Here is a 22669-nt window from a genome sequence, read left to right on the forward strand (position 1 = left end):
GATGGAATATAACAACGAGCGGCCTCATGAATCCCTGAATAACCTGACACCGGAAGAGTACCGGCTGATGGCTGAAAAACCGGAACTCTCAAAAAGTGCATGGAACTGAAGCAGGGGTGCTTACAACCGCACCGGCAATCTCTTGCGCGGGGTTGTAGTCGATTAAACCGCTCTGCACAGCAAAGCGCATAATCGCGGTAGTACGCTGCTGTATACGGGCGGCGACTTCGAGTCGTCCGGATGATTCCACCGCTTTGATGGGGACAAGAAGATCCCGAGTCTTCAGTTCCGCAATGTTCCGCTTACCGATAGCAGCAAAGAGATTATCTTCAAGGCTTTTCAATACACGAGCACTATGAGACTCAGACCACTTCTGATTGCTGGCGTGCCAGTCTCTGGCGACTACTTCAAACGTTATCGCCTCTTGTTCCTGTTCTACCTTAACAGCTTTCTTGTTTTCACTGGGATCAACACCATTAGCTAATAGTTTACGGGCCTCATCCCGGCGTGCCCGGGCATCCGCCAGCGAGACTTCGGGGTATTTTCCCAGCGCCAGCATCTTCTCTTTACCACCAAAGCGATAACGCAGCCGCCAGTATTTGGAGCCGTTAGGGTGAACCAGCAAAACCATACCGTCGCCATCAGTAAGTTTATAGGCTTTTGCTTCAGGCTTAGCCGAACGAACTTTCACATCACTCAGAGCCATGATGAGTATCCTTTCAAGGGTTCTGTGTGGGTACAAACATTATCGAACCGCGATATACCCGCAGATGTACCCGCATCAGTAAGTTGATGTAGATTGAATCAGGTTGACTTAGGTTGAGTGAAAAAGCGAGGAAAGCCTTGCGGATACTGGATTTCAGGCACAAAAAAAGACGTCCGTTGACGTCTATTGATGTTCCGATGGTGCGAAGGCCGCACCGCGATTCATGACATAACCAATTGAAATAAATGTATTTATAAAAACAAGAGGTCACGGTGTATACTCACATGTATACTCAACGCGATTCCCTGTGAATACAGCAGCTAAAAACTATTCTTCATCTTCTTCCACAGGCTCCAGCGCGTCAAGTACGACTCGCACCATGGCAATAGAACCAATGCGGATAAAAGCATCTTCCCCATCTTCGTCGGTTAGCATATAACGATCTGTCGTTTCAGGCTCGCAGTCCAGTTTTTCAAAGAACGCATTCAACTGACCGATATCATCCGCCTCTTCGTTTTGCGGCGCATCAGGCTCAACGCTCAGCGGAATCACAGGGCCACCGTTCACCAAGGTGATATGGACATTAAAATAATCGTCTTCATAGTCGTCTTCTTCTTCGCTCATTATGGGAGCAAAGCCATCAGACAGGAACTGATGAAATACCACTTCGCGCATATTTAACGCATAACGATACTCGGAAGAATCAAGAACGAAGAAGCGCTCTGTGTTTGGAGCGTTTTTTTCCTGAAAATAATAATAAAACCTCCGCTTATCCGCAGCTGAAATGGGCAACAACAAATAGTCCTGTTGTCCCTGAAGCCAAAGCTTTACGGTCCAGAGACCGCTATCCATTTCAATACCGCTTGTGGCTATCGTCTCAAGATCTTCATCAGTTTTACGGCGCTTCTTGTGAAAGTCATTAATCAACTGATCACTTTCCGGGAATACGATATTTAAAGGCTTATCCAGGGCATTGCATATTGTCTGTGCAAGGCCTAGCTTTGCTGCGACCTTTCCGGTTTCTATACGCTGGATTTGCTGTTGGCTGGTGCCGACCATATACGCCAGCTCGCGCTGAGTGATCGACAGTTGGGTACGAAGCTGTTTGATATTGTTCTGTATCATGGTATCGCTCTTCTGATGAGATTGATGACAAGCATTAAAACACAAAAAAGCGTAAAAACACATTTATGTGTTTTCAGATGAATGTTCGGTATAAGTGTGGAAGATTTGAAAGACCATTACCCAAAAGCGAAGATCTTTTACACTCACTTAGCAGCCAGCATTCCCGGATAGTGCTTCGCGATGATATCGTTCATCTTCTCTACCAAATCCATACGCTTAAACGTGATATGACCACAGCCCTTTTGGAAAAGGCGAATAGTGAAGAGATCATCTCCGAATACCTGCTGTCGTGGATTATCGCGAATGAAGTTCATCAGTCGGATAGTTACATCGTGCCGGTTATCAGGAATGGTTTTACCATCCAGCAGGAACAACATGCGTTCTAGATCGGCTAACTGGTCACGCCGCCAGCCCCAACTCAGGCTATAACCCCATTTGTCGTACTTCACCAGATTGTTAACGATAATCTTCTTGCCAAAATAACAGGGGTTATTGGTTTCATAGTCCCAGCTTAATCCCTTGAATACATTGATTACGCCACGCTCAAATACCTCACATTTGCTCTGATGCAGTTGCTGAAAGGTACTCAGGATATTGTCTTCAGAGATCGCGGGGATATCGTCTTTCTCCAGACTTTTGTGCCACTCGTCACGCGCCTGAGCATCCATCAGGCTCAGCATGCCTGATTTATTCATCAGCTCTCGCCAGATGCGGCGATCAATATTGCGGGTCATCGCTTTCATTGCTTTATCGGTTTTTTCCGTGAACCAGCAATCGTAGCGATGGCCCTCCCGCATTCCCCACTCTTGTGCTGTACCACCGCCGATATCGTGGGTCAGAATGGAGATATCATCAAGTTCACTGATAAGGCTTTGAATCCGTGTCAGCGCAGCATTACGGCCTGTAACAATACGTTCAATGCTGGTGGAGCAAATCACATCAGTGTGCCCGGTTAACACTTCGGGTTCATTAACATTATTTCCGGCCATTATTTCTCTCCTTTATAGTCAGAAAAACACCAGCCGTTCAGGGCTGGTGTTGATGTACTTGTGGGATGCGGTTCTTTTTTTCCGAGTCATCGCTTGCCTGAAGTGCTGGCCTGCGGATGTTGCCCTCGGGTAATAGCCGTCACCTCTTTATACGTGCCACGGTTCATCAGCCCCGTAGCCTTTCTGGCCCGGAGAATATCAATGGCCGTAATAAACGGAGACTGCTCCCTGATGCTGAAGCCTGGCCGGTCAGTGCGGACCAGTTCATACTTCTCAACAATAAAATTCAGGGCATCGGCCAGCGAGATACCCGCGTCGATATGTTGCTGAATCACCAGTTCATCACTGAACGGCGTATCGTTAAGCGTGAGACCATAGTGGTGTTCCAGCAGGCAGGTCAGGAGAGTCTGCCAGACATCAACGGGAGACGGACGTGACGATGCCGCCCGCATGAAGGGTAATTTCGTTTGCATAAACGTTATCTCTTTAGTGGAAGATGTAGTTTGCTGAAGGGCGAAGTAGTACGGTGTTATTCTGTGGTGACGGGAGCGGGATAAATCGCGATATAAACGTAGCCATGCGAACCGAGCGTATCGGCCTCGCAGGTCAGGCCTTTTGCATACAGCGTGACGCCATGCTGGTGGCGGGGATTCAGTTCACCGCTGGTGAGCATTAACTCCAGCTGTTTCATCAATACCGGGAAAGCCTGGTCAAGATGGCGCAAATCTGCATCGCAGAACTGACCATCAAAGTTCGCGCGGTCAGCCAGGTAGTGCAGGCGGTTTCCCATCTGGACCAGACGGGCACCAAAACACGGGGAGATACTGCGTCTGAGCCCCCACCAGGGTTCGCTGATATCATGCGTTGTTAGTGTGGTTTTCTTCGACAACATGTAGTCCTCCTTAATCGTGAATTAATTCAGGCTTACGCTGCGTAATACGACATACGGGCCATTGCGGTCCTGGCGGCGCTCTGCGAATACGGCCAGTACACCGCTGATATCGTCCACCTCGCGACCGGCATAGTGGCAGATACTGCCGGACCATTTATATTTGCCGGTACAGAAGCGAAACAACCGGGACCGTGGATGCTGGCGGTATATCGCCATTGCCTGACGTTTACTGATAATTTTCATTATTAATCCTCCCTTATAACCAGCCCCGTTCAGCAAACGAGACGATATCCATTCCGCCGATAACGAGGTGGTCCAGAAGACGTACACCCACAAGGTCCAGAGCATTCTTCAGTCGCTCAGTCACCCGTCTGTCAGCCTGGCTGGGTTCGGCATGGCCTGAGGGATGGCAGTGCGCGACAATGACCGCTGCCGCATTGTATTTCAGGGAGGCTTTCACCACTTCCCGTGGATGGACTTCGGTATGGCTGATGGTGCCTTTGAACAGCGTTTCGTGCGTAATCAGCCGATGCTGGTTATCCAGCAGCAGCAGAACAAATGCCTCTCTTTCCTCCATGGTCAGCTGGAGCCGTAACCAGTCACGAACTGAGCTGCTGGACGTAAACGATGCGCCGGGTTCGCGTAACTGGCGCTCCAGCAGGGTCAGTGCCTCGTGGATGGTCTGTTGTGCGGAGGCTGTCAGTTCATATGCAAACAACGGTAACTGTTTTTCCATGGTGCAGTACCTCAGTCGATGATGTGCATAATGGCGTTGCACTCAGGGTGGTTCAGCGCGTAGTCCCGAAGACGGTAATAATGTTCCGTCATGACATCGCATTCCGTGCGGCAGGCATGGTGGCTGTAAGCAATCAGACAGGCCGCAATACCCGCAGCTTCAGCACTCATTTCAGCGCCGTTACCATTCAGGATATTGAACAGAGACCAGGGACCTTCACTCTCTTCCGGAGCCATGAAAGCACCACCGTTGCTGAGAGTGTAAAAAGCCCAGACGCCACCGTTGTAATCCGCACACAACCGGTCCATCCAGGCAAAGATGCGGGGTTCGAGGGTTATCCACTCCGGGATACGACCAAAATGCTGAGGCCAGAAACGAAGGTGCTGTTCATCTTTAACAGGTATGGCACAAAGAGTGTCTGTCGGAATGGTGTTATCCGTTAATGCGTTGTTCATGATTAATGACTCCGGAAATAAAAAAGCCAGCCGGTCAGGGCTGGCGGGAAAGGCTGAGACTGAAGTCTGGTAAGGCTGGTCAGGACCTGCGGATGCCATAACGAGCAATGTAGCGATTCAGCATCACTCCGGCTTCAGGTTCAAAGTTCCATGCCCGCCAGACCATCACTCCTTCGCAACGAATAACCAGACGAAAATGCGTTCCCTGGTCGTCTTCAATGGCGACGTTGTCATATTGCGCTGCGATGCCTGAGACCTGCTCACGGGTAAACGGGCCGGAGGGAAGTTGCGGATGGGTTTCGGTGTTCACGGGTATGTTCCTCCGCATCGAAGTTATGCCTGTCCCAGCAGGTCAAGCATATTCTCTGCCATCACCCACAGCGCACGATTAAGTTTCACATCGCCATCGATACCGTTCACAGCACGGGTACGGTTGCTTCGCCCTTGTGCAGTGCGACCCGCCAGTCCTCCCTTCATCAGGTTCTCCTGCACCCGCTGGTACACCGTCCAGAGGTCATCACTGCGGTCTTCGTAACGACGTGGCGTCAGTATCTGAGCAGTCGTGACGGGCTGGTGGTCTTCACCAAAACGATAGTGCAGAGCCGCCCTCGCCATCGCCTGCTGCGCTGGTGGTGGTAACAGAGCCGACTGCATGGCATCACGTCTCTCTTCCACCCGGTCAAATATCCCCAGAACCTCATAAGCCCCTTCAATAACTTTCTCCACCACATCCCCTTTATGAGGCACCCGCACTTCGCCGAATGACTGCCCGCAGACCAGTCCGTTGGTACAGACACCACGAAACAATCCCGGCAGCATCTGATAGCTGGATGAGCCATCGTGTGAATTGAGGAGGATAATTTCGGGCACCTGCTGGCCGGTGAACTGCCCGGCACGACGCAGGCGCAACATGTGTTTGGTGTGCTCCCGTCGGCGCTGGTCCCTGACGCGGGTCTGGCAGGCAAAGAAAGGCTCAAAGCCTTCTCGCTGCAGACTGTCGAGCAGGGTGATAGTCGGGATATACGTGTACCGCTCACTGCGGGATTCATGCTTTTCTTCGCTGAACACACTGGGAACGTGGGTCATCAGCTCTTCACGTGTTAAAGGACGGTCGCGGCGTATCTGGTTCACCCGACCAAAACGACTGGCTAATTTCATGGTCAATTTCCTTTCTCAAAGAAACAAAAGAAAAGGCCATGCCCCTTACGGAACATGGCCTTTATTTCTGATTGATATAAAAACAAGTATTGCTCTCAGAGGCTGCGAAACCGATGCCGGAGCGAGTTAATTCGTGGGAACCCGCTTTTCTCAGTCAAACAAGATGCGATGAGGGATAATATTACCACTCACCTGCTCATCGTCATCCTGACCGAAGTTAAGTTTGCACCAACCAGTCTCTGTTATACAGATAGATTATGTATTCCTGAATTTTTATGCATGTTGCCTGCACCCCCTTATTTTATTTTACTTTTCAACTCAGAATTGAGATTCTGGATTTTAATATTTTCGGGTTCATTATAAATGTTGGTTTTTAGTACAGAATTAACATCGTCGTTTGGCGCATAGCGGTGGAGAGAATATGAATTCTCCACGTTGCATTTTCAGTATCCAGAACATCCCCCTCAGGTGGTTTGTAAAGAAAGACAAGGGGTTTCTCGGAGAAGGATTTATCATTTTTTTCATACACCCCCCAACAAATAACTTACTTTTATCAGATGACGAAGTCTGATGAATAAAAAGAAGATGTGAACATTTATTTCTTCCCCCTTTTGTCACTACACTTTTGAAAGTGTGATATCTGACGGTTCTAAAGTCAAGATAGCTTATTGCATTACAACATTTTTCATTGAGCGAAAGCATGTTCATTAAAACTAAAAGGGATGCAATATATATTACTGACTTCGTATTTAACACTGACCTCAATGGAACTGTGCCCTTGCCTTTAAAATTATACTCAACATTTATTTTTAAAAAATATTAACCACAAATCGGAAAATGTAACCATTGATCTGTCGAGCATGCCTACCCATTCACGGGGCATAAATCTATTAATTACCCCTATATCTCCATCAATTACTTAACAGAATTTACAACATTCAACTTTCCTACATTCATATATTTAACATAATCAGAATATCCCAGGGATGGAGCTTTTCAGACCCAGCCACCCAACGCGGAATGCCTTTATCGAACGATTCAACCGGACATACAGACCCGAAACACTGGATTTTTATCTGTTCAGAACACTGAATGAAACACGAAAAGTTAAAGCACGCTGGCTGCCAGAATATAACAGCGAGCGCCCCCATGAATCCCTGAATAACCTGACTTCGGATGAATTCATCCGAAGTCTCCGGAAAGACGAGGATCTCTGATTTAGCACTGCACTGAATTTGGGCCAGGGTCAAAATCCGGAAATCTCAAAAAGTGCGTGGAACTAAAACGGGTGTACTTACATTATGTCTACCTCTCGCTCAAAGCAGTCCATTTTTTCGATTCAAAGCTAACCGATTAATATTTAATACGTATCATCAAGTCAGACCTAATATTGATTTATGAGTACATTGGTCGTCTTTAATTCCATAGCCACTACACCCCCAGAACTCTCCAAACTTACTCTGCTTTAATTTCATAGGCCTGCCACATTTTTCACATATTTTCATTTTGTTATCACACGCAGGATTATTGCATTGGCTGTAACTTCGCATATCAAATGAAGGTGCAGCGCATTTTTCACATACCCTTGCCTTTCCTACTGTACATCCCAGTCCAGTACTACAACTGTAATAATCTCCAAACTTACCCTTTACCAGTCGAAGGTAGCCTGGCTCGCAGTATGAGCACTTAAACATTTTGCGATACTGCTCTTTGAAGGTATCAGAGACGATTTGCAAATCGTATTTTGGCGTAAGAAGCTCGGTAATAAAGTCAGATGGTGCTGTTGGATCGGCAATGATGTAGCACTTGTGCCTTGCACGCGTGATACCCACGTACAGGAGGCGCCGCTCTTCAGAATGCGGGAAGGTGTCCAGAGAGGGTAACAGCGCTTCGATGACAGCATCATCTCTGTTTTCGTTAGGAAAGCCTGTTTTCCCCTGAGAAAAGCCAATCAAAATACAATAGTCCGCTTCAAGCCCCTTCGATTTATGAAAACTCCAGAATAATATGTTTTCTTTAAATTCAGCGCCCCATACAGCCTGTTTGGCTTCTGCTAATAGGTAATTATAGCGAGCGATAATAGCTATCGATGCGGTGGGTTCGTGCTGCCTTATTTTCTTTACCACCTCCAGCGCTTTGTCGCATAAACTCCTTTGAACACCGACTTTATCATCAAGAAGATAAACCTGAGGCTCCTCAACTTTATGATGAGTATCAATCTCCTTTTTATACTGCTCGGGGTTTTGCATAATGAAAGTCCCGGCAGTTTTGGCTATGCTATTGTTGTACCTGAACGTTTTCTGAAGTTTGGTTAACGTGCAATGACCAACAAGATCCCCAAAGCGTGTAGTTAGCTCCAGTTTACCGCCGGAAAACCGATAAATGGATTGCCAGTCATCCCCGACAACAGTCAGAGAAGGTGTAGGACCTTTTGCTAAAATGCACTGAATGAATTCCATTCTGGCAGCAGAAACATCCTGAAATTCATCAAGTAGAACATATTTCCATTGGGGGATATATGCCCCATTGTCAATAACCTCTATCGCCCTGATGATCATGTCATCAAAATCAATTGCATTCTGATGCTTGAGCTCATAAATATAACCACTATGCAACTCATCTAATATTTCGGTATATTTTTCAGCATTAAATATTTTCGCCGATGTTAAACGCTCTAATATTCCTTTTTTATCTAACCTTTCGACGCGGATTGACTTGAGAGCTTTCGTCATCAATTCAGCCCAACTTCCTAACTCCTGCTGTTGGTTCAATTTTTCAAAAATTTCATGTGGGCTCATAGGATCACAACTGACCCCTGCCGCAGCTAGTTTAGTCTTAAATGCTGGTAGTAAATTTTTCTCCTGCCATTCAAAATGAAATGTTTCGATCAACGTAGTTCCACACTCTTCATGGAGAGCGCGCTTTTTATTTTTAATTTCACTGTACTGGCTGGCATCAATGTCTGGTCGAGTTTTCCCGTTCCGGTCAGTACCATAGTGCTCAATATAAATATCTGTATCTTTAATGTGAAAGTCGGGACGGTAGTCGAACCCCAGCTCCAGCCGCCGTTTCGTTACATACGGTGATTCATACTCATATTCTATTTTGTTAACATGCATGAAGTTAGCCAGCAAAAGTTCTTGGTAACCTCTCACCTTTTCGCCACCCAGCGTTCTGAAATCATTATCACGTAGATATTTTTCATACTCCGATTTCGTATTGAACTGCATAGCATCGACGGGCGGGGTCGTCAGCTCAATCAAATCAAAAACGCGCGCTGGGTCGGCGCTGATATATTCATAAATCCATTTTGTAACCCACTGTTTAAGTTTATAGTTATCCTCAGCAAACACACTCATCTGAGTGGAAATACTTGCATCTCTGAGTATCTGTCTGCCCAACGCATGAAAAGTGGAAATATAGGGTTTGGTGACCAGAGTTACATTTCCATTAATAGCTTTGCTTTCCAGACGTTCTTTCAGCTCACTTGCTGCAGCCTTGTTATAAGCAAGAACAAGAATTTCAGAAGGTTCAGCGAGTTTTCTGTCGATCAGGTCTAGAGCTTTAGCAACCATAACGGATGTTTTCCCCGTGCCCGCAGCGGCTAAAACCATATTACGGTCATTAGACCTTAAAACACCTAATCGCTGCTCAGCTGTGAGAGGATTCGCTTCCACAACATCAAAGAATGCTTCACGTTTATAAAGTTGGTAGCTTTCATGATATTCACGTAGGGATGCCATATCCAATGGATAGAATTTTACCATCGCCTCAATCCTCTCAATAACCGAAGCGGGTAAATACGTCTTCCAGATTTCAGGTTGCACCATGTAATGTTGGTGCAGTTCTGACAGCATGCTTTCAATCTGCTCTGACCAGGTGTCTCGTGGGTAATGGTTAATCACTAAAGCATCAAATTCAGAAAAACATGTTCTCAGGTAATCCTGAATATGTTCTGAGACAGATTTGTTGATAAACCTCAGAAAATTTGCTGTTGCTCTTTTTTGCAAAAATCCGGTTTTAATCTCAGTACCATCGGAACGAAAACGCAACTGACTTCCCAGCACCGACTCATCAACATGCGCAAACGAACGCATCGCCCTGAGAGGGTAATGGGCCACTTCTTTACCCTGAAGGGAAAACCATAACGTCTCTGAAGTCGAATTGACTGAGGGTTTTCTAAAAAGTTTACCAAGGAAGTTAACCTGTACAGAACTGACTTCATTCATCAAAGTTTCACTTAGTTGCGCAATCTATTCATTTCCTCCATTCTCTCTGACATTATTTTTTTACGCAACACCCACCTGATTGTAAGCGTCCAGCGAGAACCGTATTGACGGGGATGTGTTATTCAGTTGACAGCGCTACGCGCCAGGGGAGCAGTTCACTCACCTGATTGACCGGTCAGTCAGCTATGGCGTGTAGCTTTCTGGGTACACGCTGTTCAGTTTGCACGTCCCGACCAGGCTGTACAGTAGCGTTCCACGCTCAGTATAGTGGTCTAGAGCAACGCGTTGAACTGCTGTGAACGGTATGAGTTTCTTTAGCTCAGCTATGATAATCCGTCGGGCTTCAGTACCGATAGATGCGCCTCCTTTGACAATCCCCGTCAGTCCGACAAGTTTTCCGCCATCACTACGGCTATTATTATCTTTGACTTTCGGCAGTGAAACTAAGGCAGCCAGCCCCCCTGACGCGCCAGGATTTCAGTCTTGCAATACAGTGGCGTGTGTTCACAGTACTTGCCCGTTAACACGCGGGCCGGCAGGCCCGGTCCGGCTATGCCACGGTCGATGGGACGTGATGGCGCAGAGGCTTCACCGATGCAGTCGCATCGGATGCAGGCCTTTTTCATCCTGACCGTGCGGGTCACTTTCAGGGCGCTGGAGACCAGTTCCTGTTGCTCCGCACCGACTTCGCTGAGGTACTCCATGTCGTTGCCGCATTCCGGACAGCAGGTTGCGAGGCGGTCATAACGTTGTGTGACCATGGACAGTCGTCTGGCATTAAGCTGTCGTTGTCCTGATTGGCTCTGACAATCAGGACAACGAAGTTTACAAGGCGATGTACGAGCGCGATTTCGCCGGTCACCGCTTTGCTGGCGGGATGCTCAATAACCGGGGCGGTTCAATATGACACTAATCAAACATTTATGCCTGTTCCGGAATTACACTGACACATCCTGTCATTACCCCAGGCTAGGATAATCTCATTCTTCTTCTGGCAAGGACGAAACCGTGAATACGACGAAAGGAGCGAGTGAGAAGCTCGCGAACAGACTGGCTGAGATCATCATCCAGTTGCATCAGAAAAGTCAGGTAAGCCGTGTCGAACTGGCAGAAAAATTCCATGTATCTGCTCGTACAATCTTTCGTGATTTGAATCGCCTCAGCGCCTTAATAGAGCATAGCGGTGGAGACAATTACCGCCTCTCTCCTGAGTTCCGTCAATCCTTGCTGATGAGCGATATTGACCACCTGATTAAAATTTCTGGCGCTGCTGAAATCTTTGCCGGCCAGAATGCTGGATTCTGGTCCTCTCTTCTCAAAGACGATCAGCATCACGAATTCTCAGTAAAAACAATGTCCCCTGAATATCTGGATAAAAGTAACTTTTCCCAGACTTTTGGCTTGCTGCGACAGGCAATTAATTCGCACAAATATTGCTCTTTTCACTATAAAAACAAATCACGCCTCGTTCAGCCGTATCGGTTGGTTAATTCAAAAAATATCTGGTACCTGGTGGCCGTTGAAGAGCAAAAACCGAAAAGCTTCCTGGTAAGCGGCATCTCCTGGTTAAAACGGGAAGATGGAACGTTCGTGCCTGAAAAATATATCGAGCAGTGTATTGAGCAGGAAGATGATGTCTGGTTTAGCCTGAATAAGTTTCCCGTCACACTGCATGTCGATGCCAGTGTTGCCCATTATTTTTTACGTCGAAATGTTTTGCCTTCCCAAGTCATTACTCAGCACCATAATAACGGCAGTCTTGAAGTTATTTGTGAGATAGCCGATGAAAGACAATTGCTGCCGTGGATACGCTACTGGTTGCCTCATCTGAGAATTGTTTCACCTCAAACCTTACACTCGGTGCTCATACAGCAACTGAATGAAGCACTTAACCTGTTCTCATCCCCAGAAGAAATAAATAAGGAGCAAAATGATGGCTGTAAATGAGACTTTAGATAAGGCTGCACCAGCGGTATTAGATTTATCACATCTCTTCGATGAGTCGTTTCTGGAAAATCTGGCGGACGATGTCAACCTGGAACTGGTTCATGATGGTAGTGATTTGGTGGCCACTGCCATCGTTTTAAAAGAATTTACTCATCAGATCAGCCAGCATCCGGACGCAGAGCCCGAAACCTGGCTGGTTGCTCAGTTTCGTAAACATGCCGAACTCTGGGAAAGTGATACCCTTCTTGTCAAAGATGCCAAAGAGATTATCAGTACGGTCAATCGCCAGCGTGAATTAGCTCAATCCCTGACAATTAGCCTAGAAAAGGGCAAGAGCCGTAATAACTGGCTAGCTAAGCAACTGGAAAATTCGGCTAAGTGTCACGGCGTTCTCAGTGTCAGGGATTATGCCCGGGGCATTGATGAGGCTCTGAATGAAGCGAACAAAAAAATGGCAACGGCCATTTTCCGTACTGATGGCATGATTAATATGAACCCCAATCTTGATGGATTCATTGCTGAAGTTCATCACGTCAATACCTTTAATGTGAATGCAAAAGCTGCGGGGTCATCATCAAGAGCTGAGCTGGTCATTAATCCAGGGAATGTTTACAATAAAAACTCTGTAGATATTCAGATCAAAGACGCTAATGGTAAAGTTGTGCGCCGTTATCAGTCGAAATACTGCGCAGATGCTAATGCGACTCAGACGGCCTTTGAGAAAGGTGATTATCGTGGTCAGGGATCATTGGTCCCTGAGAATCAGTCAGAAGGGATGACACGTAAATCTGTTGAAGTCATTGAGCATGATGGCATCAAATCCACGCCGCTTTCTAAAGAAGAAGCCGTTAAGCAACGTGAAAGAGCCCATCAGGAAAAGAAGGCCACAGATATCGACTGGGCCGTTGCCGACAGCAAAACTATTGGCAAGGAGTTAGGAAAAACTGCCCTCATTTCCGCAGGCCTTGGCGTCGCTTTTCAGGCGGCCCGAATTTCTGGCCGCAGGATCTGGAATCACTTGACAGGCAAAGAGAACAACTCTGCTCAGGAGGACATTCGTGAGTTTGTCACTTCATCGGTTACCACTGCAGGTGGAGCATTGCTGACGGTAGCTATTTCAGGTGGATTAACTGTTGCATGCAAAAAAGGATTTTTAGGCCAGGTGATGAAAAACTCCCCGGTCGGACGTCTGGCTATGCTCGGGACTGTTACGGTCGAGAACCTGAAAAATATACACGACCTTGCCATGGGTAAGATTTCAAAAGAAGAAGCCCTGGATCGCATGGGCAGTACAACGGTCACTACGCTTGCAGGTATAGCCGGAGCCGATACTGGCGTGACTTTAGGCGCCACAATTGGAACCATTTTTGGTCCAGTAGGAACTTTTGTTGGCGGAATGGTTGGCGGGATAGCGTGTGGCATGTTGGGGAGTACGATAGGAGATAAAATCTACACGGCGTCTAAATCCCTCGTTAAGTCAGTAGCTTCTTCCATCGGTAACACAGCAAGCGCTGTTGGACAGAGTGTATCAAATGCTTTTAATTCTATTATCAGTTTGTTCAGTTAACAGGACCTGACTTGATGGATAATTTATTAAAAAAACGTCTTGTTTCCTGGTTAAAAGCGGGAAATACCGGCTTTTATTTGCAAAGTAGTGAAGAAGAACGGACTGACCAGCTTTTAACGGCTTTCTCCAGAGAGTCAGGTCTTGTCTTAAGAGAATGGAACCTGGCGTGGGGATGGGTTGATTTTAAAACACGCAGACCTGTACAGGAGTTAACCCAGCATGCCCCCGGTTTCGAAACCATGCTGTCCGGGCTGGTGGATGATGATCCGGAAAATACAATTTATGTGTTCCGTAATATACGAAGTGTCCTTGCCGCTTCGCCTTTGGCTGTGGTAAGGCTTCGGGAGTTTCTGATGAGATTACGGCGCCATCATCAGGGCGAGAGCTGCGTAGTCTGTATTGATGAGCATGCCGAACTTTCCGACCTGCTTGAACCGCTGATGAAGCTTATTGAAATCCCTCTTCCGCAAAAAGATGCCATAAAAAGTAGAGCCTGTGACTTTGCCAAATCTCACGTGCTCGAAGTGCCAGAGGCTCTATTAAACAGGGTCAGTACCACACTTACGGGGCTGACATTCAGCCAGATTGACCAGTCGCTGATGCTGGCATTGAATATTCACGGTACGCTTGATGAACAAGCAGTGTCGACCTTGCTCAAGGAAAAAGAGCAAATAATTGGCAAAGGTGGCGTACTTGAGATGGTCAGGGTCAGGGACAGCATGGAGGATATCGGTGGTCTGGAAAATCTGAAGGACTGGCTTAAGCGTAAGGCTGCGGTTTTCCTCCGGCTTGCGGAAGCAGAGGAAGCTGGCATTCAGCCGCCTAAAGGAGTGCTCGTAGCCGGGATGCCGGGATGTGGTAAATCTCTCACTGCTAAAGCTGTTGCCGGTTTGTTCGAATTGCCCTTGCTGAGGTTAGATATTGGTTCGCTACTCGGCAAATATGTGGGCGAAAGTGAACACAACATGCGACGAGCCCTGGGAATGGCCGAATCAATCAGCCCATGTATCCTGTGGGTGGACGAACTGGAGAAGGCTTTCGTTGGTATAGGCTCATCGAACGCCTCAGAAGTGACGTCAAGGCTTCTTGGTTATTTCCTGACATGGATGCAGGAAAAGAAAAGTACTGTTTTCGTGGTGGCAACCGCAAACAACGTGACCGCCTTACCTCCTGAGCTGTTGCGCAAAGGGCGATTTGACGAGGTGTTCTATGTCGGATTTCCCTATATATCCGAAAGAAAAGAAATCCTCAGAATTCATCTTAAGAAAGCCTGGGATATGTTAACGACTGAACAGCAGCATCAGTTGGGTTCGCAGAGTCGGAATTTTGCTGGTGCCGATATTCATAATGCGGTAAATGATGCACGTGAAAATGCTTTCCTTGATGGTGAGGATTTAGATTTCCAAAGACTCAGCAGAGCCCTGAAAGCAACTGTACCTTTGCGCGAAACGTTGAGGGACCAGGTAAGTAAATATGAGACGCTGTTCGATAAAATGAAGCTTAAGGCTGCATCGCACATAGATGGCCTGAGCGTCTCACAAATGATTGCCAAAGCGGATGATGATAATTATGTCGAACGATTGAAAGTTGCTGAGAATGAGGAGTGCACGGAAGATCTTCTCGAAAAACTCTCGGAAGATACTTATGCGCCAGTTCGTTTAGCCGTGTTTAAAAATCCGGGCTGTACCCAACGATTGTTATCGAAGTGTATTACGGGTTCAGAAAGTGATGATAAAAAGGACCAGGAAATACTTAAAGCAGCCTGTGTTCACCAGAATGCGCCGGCCAACCTTTTAACATCCCTGATAGAGCGAAAAAAATTAAGTAAAGATATCATGCTGTCTATAGCTGAGGGGGAATATTGTAGTGCTGTGGTGCTCGATGGATTAATGGCTGTTAAAGATAGTGCGCTTAATCAGGCTGTATTACGTCATATTAACTGCGCTGACAGTATTCGTGATGAATACGTCAATTCTGGCACACTAGCATTGAAAAATGCACTGGCGTCAAATCCAACCCTAAGCGAGGCACATCAAAATATCCTTATTGAGGACAAGCGAGTAAGAGTTTCCTTAGCCAGAAATGCATCAATTACGGAGTTGAACAAAAAAAGGTTAGCTTTTGATACGGATCCTGCTGTAGTTCGAGCTTTCGAAGAAACTTTATTAAATGACTCATCCGAATTTGAATGCAAGAGTAAAGATAGTAAATCAGACGCATTGTTGCTTGAAATAAAAAGCACTAAGCCTGCTACCTTGATAGAAATAGCAAGTAAAATTAACCTTCCTGATATAGTTCAGATAAAATTCGCACAAACCATCAATAATATTTCCGCCCTGGCTGAGTTTGCCAGGAATCCTACGCTGTGTTTAGAAGCCCAAGATATATTAGCCATAAAATGTGGTTCCACAATTAGGTCTATTTTGGCCAGCAATGCACATCTTGACAAAAAAACACAGGAACACTTATTCATTGAAGGAGACGAGTCAATACAAGAAATAATCGCTGAAAATAATTCGATTACTGAAAGTATACAAAACAGAATTATTGAAAGTGGTAAACGTAATCTTATACTATCCCTTGCTTATAATTCAAACATTACCCGTGATGCATGCCTCGCAATTTTTGATATGGAAGACAGGAGGTTGCATAAGGTTTTATCGAAAAACCCTGCTTTGCCCGAATCTGCTCAAATTAACTATTTGAACTGTGAGGATAATGATGCGGATGAATTAAGACGTGGACTTAGTATCAATCCGGGCATATCTCCAGTTGTTTTTGAGACCTTAGCATCGAATCCTGATTTTCATTTCTTGTTGCTATCAAATCCTTCAATTTCTTCATTTGACTATAGTAAGATTAAATCTGAATTTATGGGCAGGGAAGTAACAGACTATAACTCACACGCGCACAAATTATATATGAATAATCCAAACCTCCCCGAGTTTTTTCAACATTACTTTATCCAGTCCGCCCAAAGAAACCCCTACGCATTAAAGAAAATAGCGGCTAATATTGGTATATTACCCTCATCACAGGATATACTCGTCGACAGTAAAGTCCTTGATGTTCTTTTAAATTTAATCGATAACCCTTCAAGCACAATTCGCACTATAAAAACAGCAAAAGAAAATATCACCAGGAATCCTAAGCTCTCTACTGAGTTACGAGACTTATACCGTTCTGAAATCCAAAACCTGGAAAATAAAAGATTATCAAATCAGTGCAAATATACCACCTCCAGTAAAGGTTTAATTATAGACCCAAAAACAATTGAAGAGCTTAATTATAACAAAGGTGTGCAACATAACATTGATAAATTAACTAACATTCGCAACCTGATATCTGAGTTAGAAATTGAAAAGTCTGAAAAAGCCTCAGGATTTGCTTCCATGCTTTGGAATAAAGCTCGCTAAAGTTAACTATTTGTTTAAAAGGGCGTTTACAAGCGTCCTTTTAATAAATACATTCAATACAAAACTTGGAGCATCTTAGGCATATAAATTCCTTTTACCACTTAGATTTGGAAAACCAGAATGATGTAAATCAAAAAATTAAAGAACTCCAGATATTCACACCGCGCCAATCTGATAGACTTAGTTAACGCAGATAATTTCAGAAAGAATTATGTAATGAAAGCTTATATAAAAGTAAGCGTAAACTCAGCGCCGTATGTAGCCATCAAGCCAGTACTGGTAACTTAGATGTCCGTCTGTATAGAAGGACATCTAAGTATGGAATCCCAATCCTGGCGAAAAGAACTCCGTAAAAATTATTCGTATGACTTCAAGCTCCGTATAGTCGAACTTGCTTAACGTCCCGGTGCCTGCGTTGCTCAGATTGACCGTGAAAACGGCGTCAACGATAATGTCACCTTCAAATGGCTGCGACTCTGGCAGAATGAAGGCCGTATATCACGCCTACTTCCGGCTGCCATAGGCACTTCATCATTACCAACAATGTTACCTGTTGAGGTGATACCGGATCCGACACCCTCTCCCGGGATGAATACAGACCCGGGTCAGTTCCCCGCACTGAATGCCTCATCCTGTTGTGTTGAGTTCCACCACGGAAAAATGACGCTTGAGAACCCGTCATCAGAGTTGCTGTCGGTGCTGCTCCGCGAGCTAACCGGGAGAAGCCAATGATATCCCTCCCGTCAGGCCCCCGTATCTGGCTGGTTGCTGGCGTCATGGATATGTGTAAATCGTTCAATGGTCTCGGCGAGCTTGTACAGCACGTACTTGATAAAAACCAGTTCTCCAGCCACCTGTTTATCTTCCGTGACCGCAAGGGCGATACCGTAAAGATCTTCTTGGCTGATGCTGATGCCCTGTCCCTGTTTACCAAACGGTCGGAAGGAGGCGTGTTTATCTGGCCTGCTACCGAGAGGGCATATAGAATTTATAAAATCCTGACAAAAATGTGCAGAAATGGATTTGATGACATTTTTAACTGCCGACAAGATAAAATCAGAGTTATAATCTAAATAAAGACATGAAACATAGAATTCCAGCACAAGATGATATACAAAGTTACTAAAATAAGTTATTGCGATGCTGTAAATCAGAATGCGATAATACACTGACAGGGTTTTTAATTACTATATCCGGTTCTTATGATGCAACGGTCCATAAGTCTTATAAATGAAGCAAAATGCAATGAGGCCTTGCTTGAAAACATAAGATACCCAAAACATTTAAGTCTTGTTATCTGTTTATCATCATTGAATCATTTTTAAGGATAAAAATTGTGAATAATCTTAACAAAAAGATTGCCTGCCTCTTGATTTCAACATCTTTGCTGCTTAGCGGCTGTGCTAATACAGGAAGTACTTTACTGTCAGGAACAAAACCGGACTCTCGCCTGACAACGACTGAGCAATCCCAGTTTTTTAGCGCTTCCGGCGCACAAGGTTGTGGTGTCGGGGCTGTATCTGGTGCAGCTTTGGGGGCTCTAATTGGTGCTCTCGCTGGTGATACCAAGAAAGCCCTGGCTGGAGCCGCAATTGGTGGTGCTACGGGATGTGCGGCCGGTATGGCAGCTAACTACTATCTTGATGGCCTGAAAAAGGATTATGCTTCGACATCCGATCGCCTTCAGGCAATGGATAAGGACATCAGCAAAGATACTGCAGCAGTAGAAAAATCGACTCTGGCGATGAAGCAAGTCATCAGCGAAAATCAAGCTATTCTGACCCAAATGAGCATTCAAAAAGATAAGGCAGACTTTGATAAAGCAAGCGCCAAAAAGCAATTGGCACAAATCGACGCCAATATCAGCAGGATGAAAGATACAGTTAAAGGCATGAAAGATAAAGAGTCTGCCTATAAAGTAGCGTTACAAGGACAAACAACTACAACATCCGCAGAAAAAATCAAATTGTCTAACTTGAACAAAGAGTATACCAGTCTAAGTAGTAAGATCAGCGACTTAGAGAAGGAAACGAACGAGTTATACGAACAACGTCAGGCTATTTCTCTAGGCTAATGACTTTACGCCGATAGGATTATCGGCTTTTTTAAGACGGCTTTGATATGTAAAGCATCGTTATTTGACTCAATTTATGGATAATTCGATGAGAAAATATGTGCTCCTCGCATCTATCTTGCTTACCGGTTGTTCCACATCGCCACAGGACTGTGATTTACACGCACAAGATCCGAGTTTTATTACCAAACTGAGCTGCGCCACATCCGGCGGTTATCGTCAGCAAGTTGATCAAAAAGAACAGCAGGTTCGACTCAGCCAGTATGAAAATGAGTCGGCGAAGCAACAGCAAGCTTATACCCAAAACCGACAGCAGAATGTCAATCAGAAGCTGGCCGATGAACAAGCAAGGTTAAATGCCGTGCGTTCAGACCTGTCGCAGACCATTGCACAGCTGAAGTCCAGCAAAATAAACAGCAGTGAACGCCAGAAGGAAATTCAACAATTACAGGACTTGCAACGGCAGTCTAAGCATGCCAGTGGCGCAAGTGAAATTGCTGAAATTGAAAAGAAAGTCGCAGAAGCCAAGCAGAAAATCAAAGTCCTGGAGGAAGCAAATACCCTTCGCTAAGGATGCACGAAAAGTGGCGCTGGTCACCTGGCCACTTTTCGGCTGCTGAAGAAAACGGCTCTGGCTTGCTGAATTTCAGCTACATGCATACCACGCATCTAACTCACAACAATAATGATTTCGGTTATGCAACGATTAACAACTGCTGCGCCTATTGATGAAGCGACTCTGACAATCTACGAGGAGACGGTTGAAATCATACACCGTCATCTTCCACCGTCTCTGGCGCTACTCTACGCCACTGCTCGTCGTGGTTCACAGGGCCATCTGGAATGGTGGACTGAACGCCAGGGGCTGGCAAAACCCTTTTCTGCGCTAAGCGATGTGGAACAAGCCGCCGTCCAGAGTAAACGCCAGCAGTACCAGGATATTCTGGCCGGTTTGATTGAGCAGTTACTCGCACACGGCGAAGAACATTCGGCACATGCCTTACAAAGGCTTTTAACGCATTCGCGCGATCTTAACGGCTATAGTGTAGGTGGCGAACCTGTGCTGATCAACTGGGCCATTATCAGTGAAGCGCCCCTACTTCCCGTGGTCGTTATCCCATGGTGGCGACGCTTCCTGCCATGGCTATTATTGCTGCTATTGTTGCTGCTGACCGCCTGTGTCTGGTGGTGGCATAAAAATTCATTAACCCCGCCCCCTCCTCCGATGCATCACGATGTGCCTGCTGCTGCGCCTGCTGTCGCCCCCGCAAGCACGAACTTAACCCAAGCAAACCCCAGCATAAATCTGGAGAAACGCAAAGATTTTGGGCGGATCAAAATCAACCTGACCTGGCAACAGGGAAACCATAAAGAGCCTATCGACCTCGATATCGCCGCCTTTATTCGTTTTAAAAACGGCAAGATCAGTGGTGCCGAAGCGTTGAGTAAGTTCCTGGGAAACTATGACAAACCGCCATATCTGTTGCTGCAACAAGATCTTCGTGAAGGTAACGATCAAGATGGTGAATGGCTCTTCATCAATGGTAGCCACTGGCAGGATATTGATGAAGTTCTGATTTATAGCTTCATTTACGGCGGCGCCGACAACTGGCAAGGGACCAATGCCACCATCACGATTTATGTGCCCAATCAACCCCGCATTAGATCCACACTGACTGACAGCAATCAGCGCAATAACGTTGCGGCGATAGCCAGACTCAAAAACCTCGACGGTAATATCAATGTTGAACGTCTGGACCGTTTCTTCCCTGACCGGAAGTCGCTGGATAAGCACTATGGCTGGGGTTTTGAATGGACGCCTGGTGCGAGTAAAAAATAGCCTGCATCACTGTGGCTTTTGTTAAATCACAGCCTTACAAGGTATAGACAATGCGAAATTCGATTCAGGGACCACTGCTGCGTACCGGGCATAATTCCTCATTTAAGGCTCTGGGTGAAACGGGCTATCCCGTTTTTAAGATGGCGTTCCAGTTACGTGAAGCAATCTACCGTCTTGATGCAGGGCGCGATCTGGCTCGTCATTTAGCTATCCCGCAAAACGATCAGGGTGGTGACAGAACCGATTGGTACAGCAGCTTCCCTGGCGATGTCATCCCCTGGAGCGGTGCGAGTGAAGCGGAGAGGGAATCAGCGCGCCAGCAATTTAATGCGTTTCAAATGGCAGTGCAGGCGTTAAGTGAGCAGTTACTCAATGCTGAGCAAAACGGGACCGGGGGCGATCGCCGCGTCTTCGCACAGTTGCTGAAGTCAGTCACACATTTCCCGGATTACGAATTTGTGTATCTTGTAAACGGAATTCTGGTGATTACCTTTTGGGGATTTGTCCATCCGGAAGGCGAACAACGTAACCCTATGCATTGGCTGAGTCCGGCATCACTACCAGCAACCCCTCTCGCGGCCTCACCCCCTCTGGCTCCTGTAGACACCGCTGTAAATCCGTCTGTTACACCTGTTGTAGATACCGTAGTGCGCAGACGCTGGAGCTGGCGTTGGTTGCTCTGGTTGCTACTTGTGTTGCTGCTGCTGGCATTATTGTTAGGTCTTCTACGCGGATGCATACCATCACTCTCCATTCCGGGACTCCCTGCCATCGCCACGGATAAAACGGCGATCGATACGGCTCCTGCCATCGAACGTCCCGCCGTAGGCGTTTCCGATGGAACAATGCAGGTTTCCCGCACAGGTTCAGAAACCGTCGTGGGTTCAGCTGTCGTCCCTGGCATATCTGAGGGTACTGAAGTCGATGCGCAGCAAGCACTGGAGCCAACATCGCCAGCCGTTCCGGCAGCGACAGCAACCACACAGGTCGGTGACGGCACAATTCCCCCAGTCGTTCCTGCCAGTGATGCCAACGCTGATGCGTCGACTATTTCAGCACCTCCTGCTGCACCTGGCTCCGCAGACGCTCAAACGGCCCCCGTAGTTCAACCAGTCACCACGCCGCCAGTCATCCCGGCACAGGGCACACCGCTGACGCTTCCTCCGGCCCTTCCCGATGGCCCGGCGCAGTTTCTTAACGGCGAATGGCGCGTGAATGGTGGTATTCAGGACAAGCTCACCGGGCGACCGTTGCAACTGCAATATAACTTTGCCCAGGGTAATGGCACCGTCAGCATACGCCAGTCCAGCGGTGTTACCTGCCGTGGCCCTGCCAGCGGCAATGTGCAGCAAGGGGCGCTGAGTATCACCAATCCTGAGCAAATGAAATGTAGCGACGGCTCAAACTTTATTGTACCGACAATCGAGTGTAAATCACCCGCTGCTGGCCACGCCGATTGTATTGGCAGCAATGATGGGGAAAAAACATTCCCTATTCGCATGCTTCAACCTAATTCCTGAACGGGGACGAGATAA

Annotated in this window: 17 protein-coding genes and 7 pseudogenes; 12 read left to right on the plus strand and 12 right to left on the minus strand. The window is 46.6% G+C overall.

All coding sequences use genetic code 11. The features are described from left to right. Positions 1-109: pseudogene (locus tag FN082_RS30115) on the plus strand (integrase); the annotation flags it as partial. A 9-nt stretch (positions 110-118) separates the two neighbouring features. Here FN082_RS30115 and FN082_RS03555 read toward each other — a convergent pair. From FN082_RS03555 to FN082_RS03600, 10 genes and pseudogenes are all read right to left on the minus strand, one after another. After that, a pseudogene (locus tag FN082_RS03555) lies at positions 119-706 on the minus strand (tyrosine-type recombinase/integrase); the annotation flags it as partial. A gap of 327 nt (positions 707-1033) precedes the next feature. Further along, positions 1034-1831, minus strand: coding sequence for a helix-turn-helix transcriptional regulator (locus FN082_RS03560; RefSeq protein WP_065889567.1), 798 nt, complete (start codon positions 1829-1831; stop codon positions 1034-1036). Positions 1832-1974: 143 nt separating this feature from the next. Further along, complete coding sequence (locus FN082_RS03565) at positions 1975-2820, minus strand: DUF4942 domain-containing protein (RefSeq protein WP_142981162.1); 846 nt, start codon at positions 2818-2820, stop codon at positions 1975-1977. An 86-nt stretch (positions 2821-2906) separates the two neighbouring features. Then, the gene (locus tag FN082_RS03570) at positions 2907-3293 is read right to left on the minus strand and encodes a TA system toxin CbtA family protein (RefSeq protein WP_029504116.1); all 387 of its coding nucleotides are present in this window, start codon (positions 3291-3293) and stop codon (positions 2907-2909) included. Positions 3294-3349: 56 nt separating this feature from the next. After that, a complete protein-coding gene (locus tag FN082_RS03575; protein WP_142981163.1) occupies positions 3350-3712 on the minus strand; it encodes a type IV toxin-antitoxin system YeeU family antitoxin in 363 nt (120 codons plus the stop codon). A gap of 21 nt (positions 3713-3733) precedes the next feature. Beyond that, positions 3734-3955 (minus strand): DUF987 domain-containing protein, encoded by a 222-nt coding sequence (locus FN082_RS03580; RefSeq protein ID WP_142981164.1) that lies wholly within the window; start codon positions 3953-3955, stop codon positions 3734-3736. Positions 3956-3968: 13 nt separating this feature from the next. Further along, a complete protein-coding gene (gene radC / locus FN082_RS03585; RefSeq protein WP_142981165.1) occupies positions 3969-4448 on the minus strand; it encodes a RadC family protein in 480 nt (159 codons plus the stop codon). A gap of 11 nt (positions 4449-4459) precedes the next feature. Then, positions 4460-4903 (minus strand): antirestriction protein, encoded by a 444-nt coding sequence (locus FN082_RS03590; protein ID WP_142981166.1) that lies wholly within the window; start codon positions 4901-4903, stop codon positions 4460-4462. Positions 4904-4982: 79 nt separating this feature from the next. Beyond that, positions 4983-5213, minus strand: coding sequence for a DUF905 domain-containing protein (locus FN082_RS03595; RefSeq protein WP_235892114.1), 231 nt, complete (start codon positions 5211-5213; stop codon positions 4983-4985). 23 nt (positions 5214-5236) lie between these two features. Continuing rightward, entirely contained in the window at positions 5237-6061 is an 825-nt protein-coding gene (locus FN082_RS03600; RefSeq protein WP_109241245.1) for a DUF932 domain-containing protein, read from the minus strand. Positions 6062-7062: 1001 nt separating this feature from the next. On the opposite strand from FN082_RS03600, the pseudogene FN082_RS03605 reads away from it, so the two are divergent. Then, positions 7063-7278, plus strand: a pseudogene (locus FN082_RS03605) (integrase core domain-containing protein); the annotation flags it as partial. A 156-nt stretch (positions 7279-7434) separates the two neighbouring features. Here the strand turns inward: FN082_RS03605 and FN082_RS03610 are convergent. Together FN082_RS03610 and FN082_RS03615 are read right to left on the minus strand one after the other, a co-directional pair. Beyond that, complete coding sequence (locus FN082_RS03610; RefSeq protein ID WP_109241244.1) at positions 7435-10290, minus strand: UvrD-helicase domain-containing protein; 2856 nt, start codon at positions 10288-10290, stop codon at positions 7435-7437. A gap of 458 nt (positions 10291-10748) precedes the next feature. Further along, positions 10749-11021 (minus strand): annotated as a pseudogene (locus FN082_RS03615) (IS66 family transposase zinc-finger binding domain-containing protein); the annotation flags it as partial. A gap of 65 nt (positions 11022-11086) precedes the next feature. Here FN082_RS03615 and FN082_RS30430 point away from each other — a divergent pair. From FN082_RS30430 to FN082_RS03660, 10 genes and pseudogenes are all read left to right on the plus strand, one after another. Next, positions 11087-11176, plus strand: a pseudogene (locus FN082_RS30430) (hypothetical protein); the annotation flags it as partial. A 122-nt stretch (positions 11177-11298) separates the two neighbouring features. Continuing rightward, a complete protein-coding gene (locus FN082_RS03620; protein WP_109241243.1) occupies positions 11299-12237 on the plus strand; it encodes a helix-turn-helix transcriptional regulator in 939 nt (312 codons plus the stop codon). Then, positions 12221-13804, plus strand: a complete 1584-nt coding sequence (locus FN082_RS03625) for a hypothetical protein (RefSeq protein WP_142981168.1) — start codon at positions 12221-12223, stop codon at positions 13802-13804. Before FN082_RS03620 ends, FN082_RS03625 begins: the two co-directional genes overlap by 17 nt. 14 nt (positions 13805-13818) lie before the next feature. After that, complete coding sequence (locus FN082_RS03630; RefSeq protein ID WP_208436568.1) at positions 13819-17220, plus strand: AAA family ATPase; 3402 nt, start codon at positions 13819-13821, stop codon at positions 17218-17220. A gap of 318 nt (positions 17221-17538) precedes the next feature. After that, a pseudogene (locus FN082_RS30435) lies at positions 17539-17952 on the plus strand (transposase). Next, positions 17949-18188 (plus strand): annotated as a pseudogene (gene tnpB, locus FN082_RS03640) (IS66 family insertion sequence element accessory protein TnpB); the annotation flags it as partial. The pseudogenes FN082_RS30435 and tnpB, both read left to right, overlap by 4 nt. Before the next feature lie 368 nt (positions 18189-18556). Next, positions 18557-19294: a hypothetical protein gene (locus FN082_RS03645; protein WP_047935074.1), complete on the plus strand. Its 738-nt coding sequence runs from the start codon at positions 18557-18559 to the stop codon at positions 19292-19294. 88 nt (positions 19295-19382) lie between these two features. Further along, positions 19383-19865: a hypothetical protein gene (locus FN082_RS03650; RefSeq protein ID WP_109241240.1), complete on the plus strand. Its 483-nt coding sequence runs from the start codon at positions 19383-19385 to the stop codon at positions 19863-19865. A 126-nt stretch (positions 19866-19991) separates the two neighbouring features. After that, positions 19992-21134 carry a tellurite resistance domain protein gene (locus FN082_RS03655; protein WP_109241239.1) on the plus strand — a complete coding sequence of 381 codons (1143 nt, stop codon included), beginning with the start codon at positions 19992-19994 and terminating at the stop codon, positions 21132-21134. A gap of 50 nt (positions 21135-21184) precedes the next feature. Then, positions 21185-22654: an SrfA family protein gene (locus tag FN082_RS03660; protein ID WP_109241238.1), complete on the plus strand. Its 1470-nt coding sequence runs from the start codon at positions 21185-21187 to the stop codon at positions 22652-22654. The last annotated feature ends 15 nt before the right edge of the window (positions 22655-22669 follow it).

Origin of the sequence: Klebsiella spallanzanii (assembly GCF_902158555.1) — a bacterium.
Taxonomy (GTDB): Bacteria; Pseudomonadota; Gammaproteobacteria; order Enterobacterales; family Enterobacteriaceae; genus Klebsiella; species Klebsiella spallanzanii.

Excerpts from the sequence above, each read along its gene's own strand:
- FN082_RS03560 (WP_065889567.1), bottom strand. The coding sequence starts at position 1,831 with ATGATACAGAACAATATCAAACAGCTTCGTACCCAACTGTCGATCACT.
- FN082_RS03565 (WP_142981162.1), bottom strand. The coding sequence starts at position 2,820 with ATGGCCGGAAATAATGTTAATGAACCCGAAGTGTTAACCGGGCACACT.
- FN082_RS03570 (WP_029504116.1), bottom strand. The coding sequence starts at position 3,293 with ATGCAAACGAAATTACCCTTCATGCGGGCGGCATCGTCACGTCCGTCT.
- FN082_RS03575 (WP_142981163.1), bottom strand. The coding sequence starts at position 3,712 with ATGTTGTCGAAGAAAACCACACTAACAACGCATGATATCAGCGAACCC.
- FN082_RS03580 (WP_142981164.1), bottom strand. The coding sequence starts at position 3,955 with ATGAAAATTATCAGTAAACGTCAGGCAATGGCGATATACCGCCAGCAT.
- radC (WP_142981165.1), bottom strand. The coding sequence starts at position 4,448 with ATGGAAAAACAGTTACCGTTGTTTGCATATGAACTGACAGCCTCCGCA.
- FN082_RS03590 (WP_142981166.1), bottom strand. The coding sequence starts at position 4,903 with ATGAACAACGCATTAACGGATAACACCATTCCGACAGACACTCTTTGT.
- FN082_RS03600 (WP_109241245.1), bottom strand. The coding sequence starts at position 6,061 with ATGAAATTAGCCAGTCGTTTTGGTCGGGTGAACCAGATACGCCGCGAC.
- FN082_RS03610 (WP_109241244.1), bottom strand. The coding sequence starts at position 10,290 with ATGAATGAAGTCAGTTCTGTACAGGTTAACTTCCTTGGTAAACTTTTT.
- FN082_RS03625 (WP_142981168.1), top strand. The coding sequence starts at position 12,221 with ATGATGGCTGTAAATGAGACTTTAGATAAGGCTGCACCAGCGGTATTA.
- FN082_RS03630 (WP_208436568.1), top strand. The coding sequence starts at position 13,819 with ATGGATAATTTATTAAAAAAACGTCTTGTTTCCTGGTTAAAAGCGGGA.
- FN082_RS03650 (WP_109241240.1), top strand. The coding sequence starts at position 19,383 with ATGAGAAAATATGTGCTCCTCGCATCTATCTTGCTTACCGGTTGTTCC.
- FN082_RS03655 (WP_109241239.1), top strand. The coding sequence starts at position 19,992 with ATGCAACGATTAACAACTGCTGCGCCTATTGATGAAGCGACTCTGACA.
- FN082_RS03660 (WP_109241238.1), top strand. The coding sequence starts at position 21,185 with ATGCGAAATTCGATTCAGGGACCACTGCTGCGTACCGGGCATAATTCC.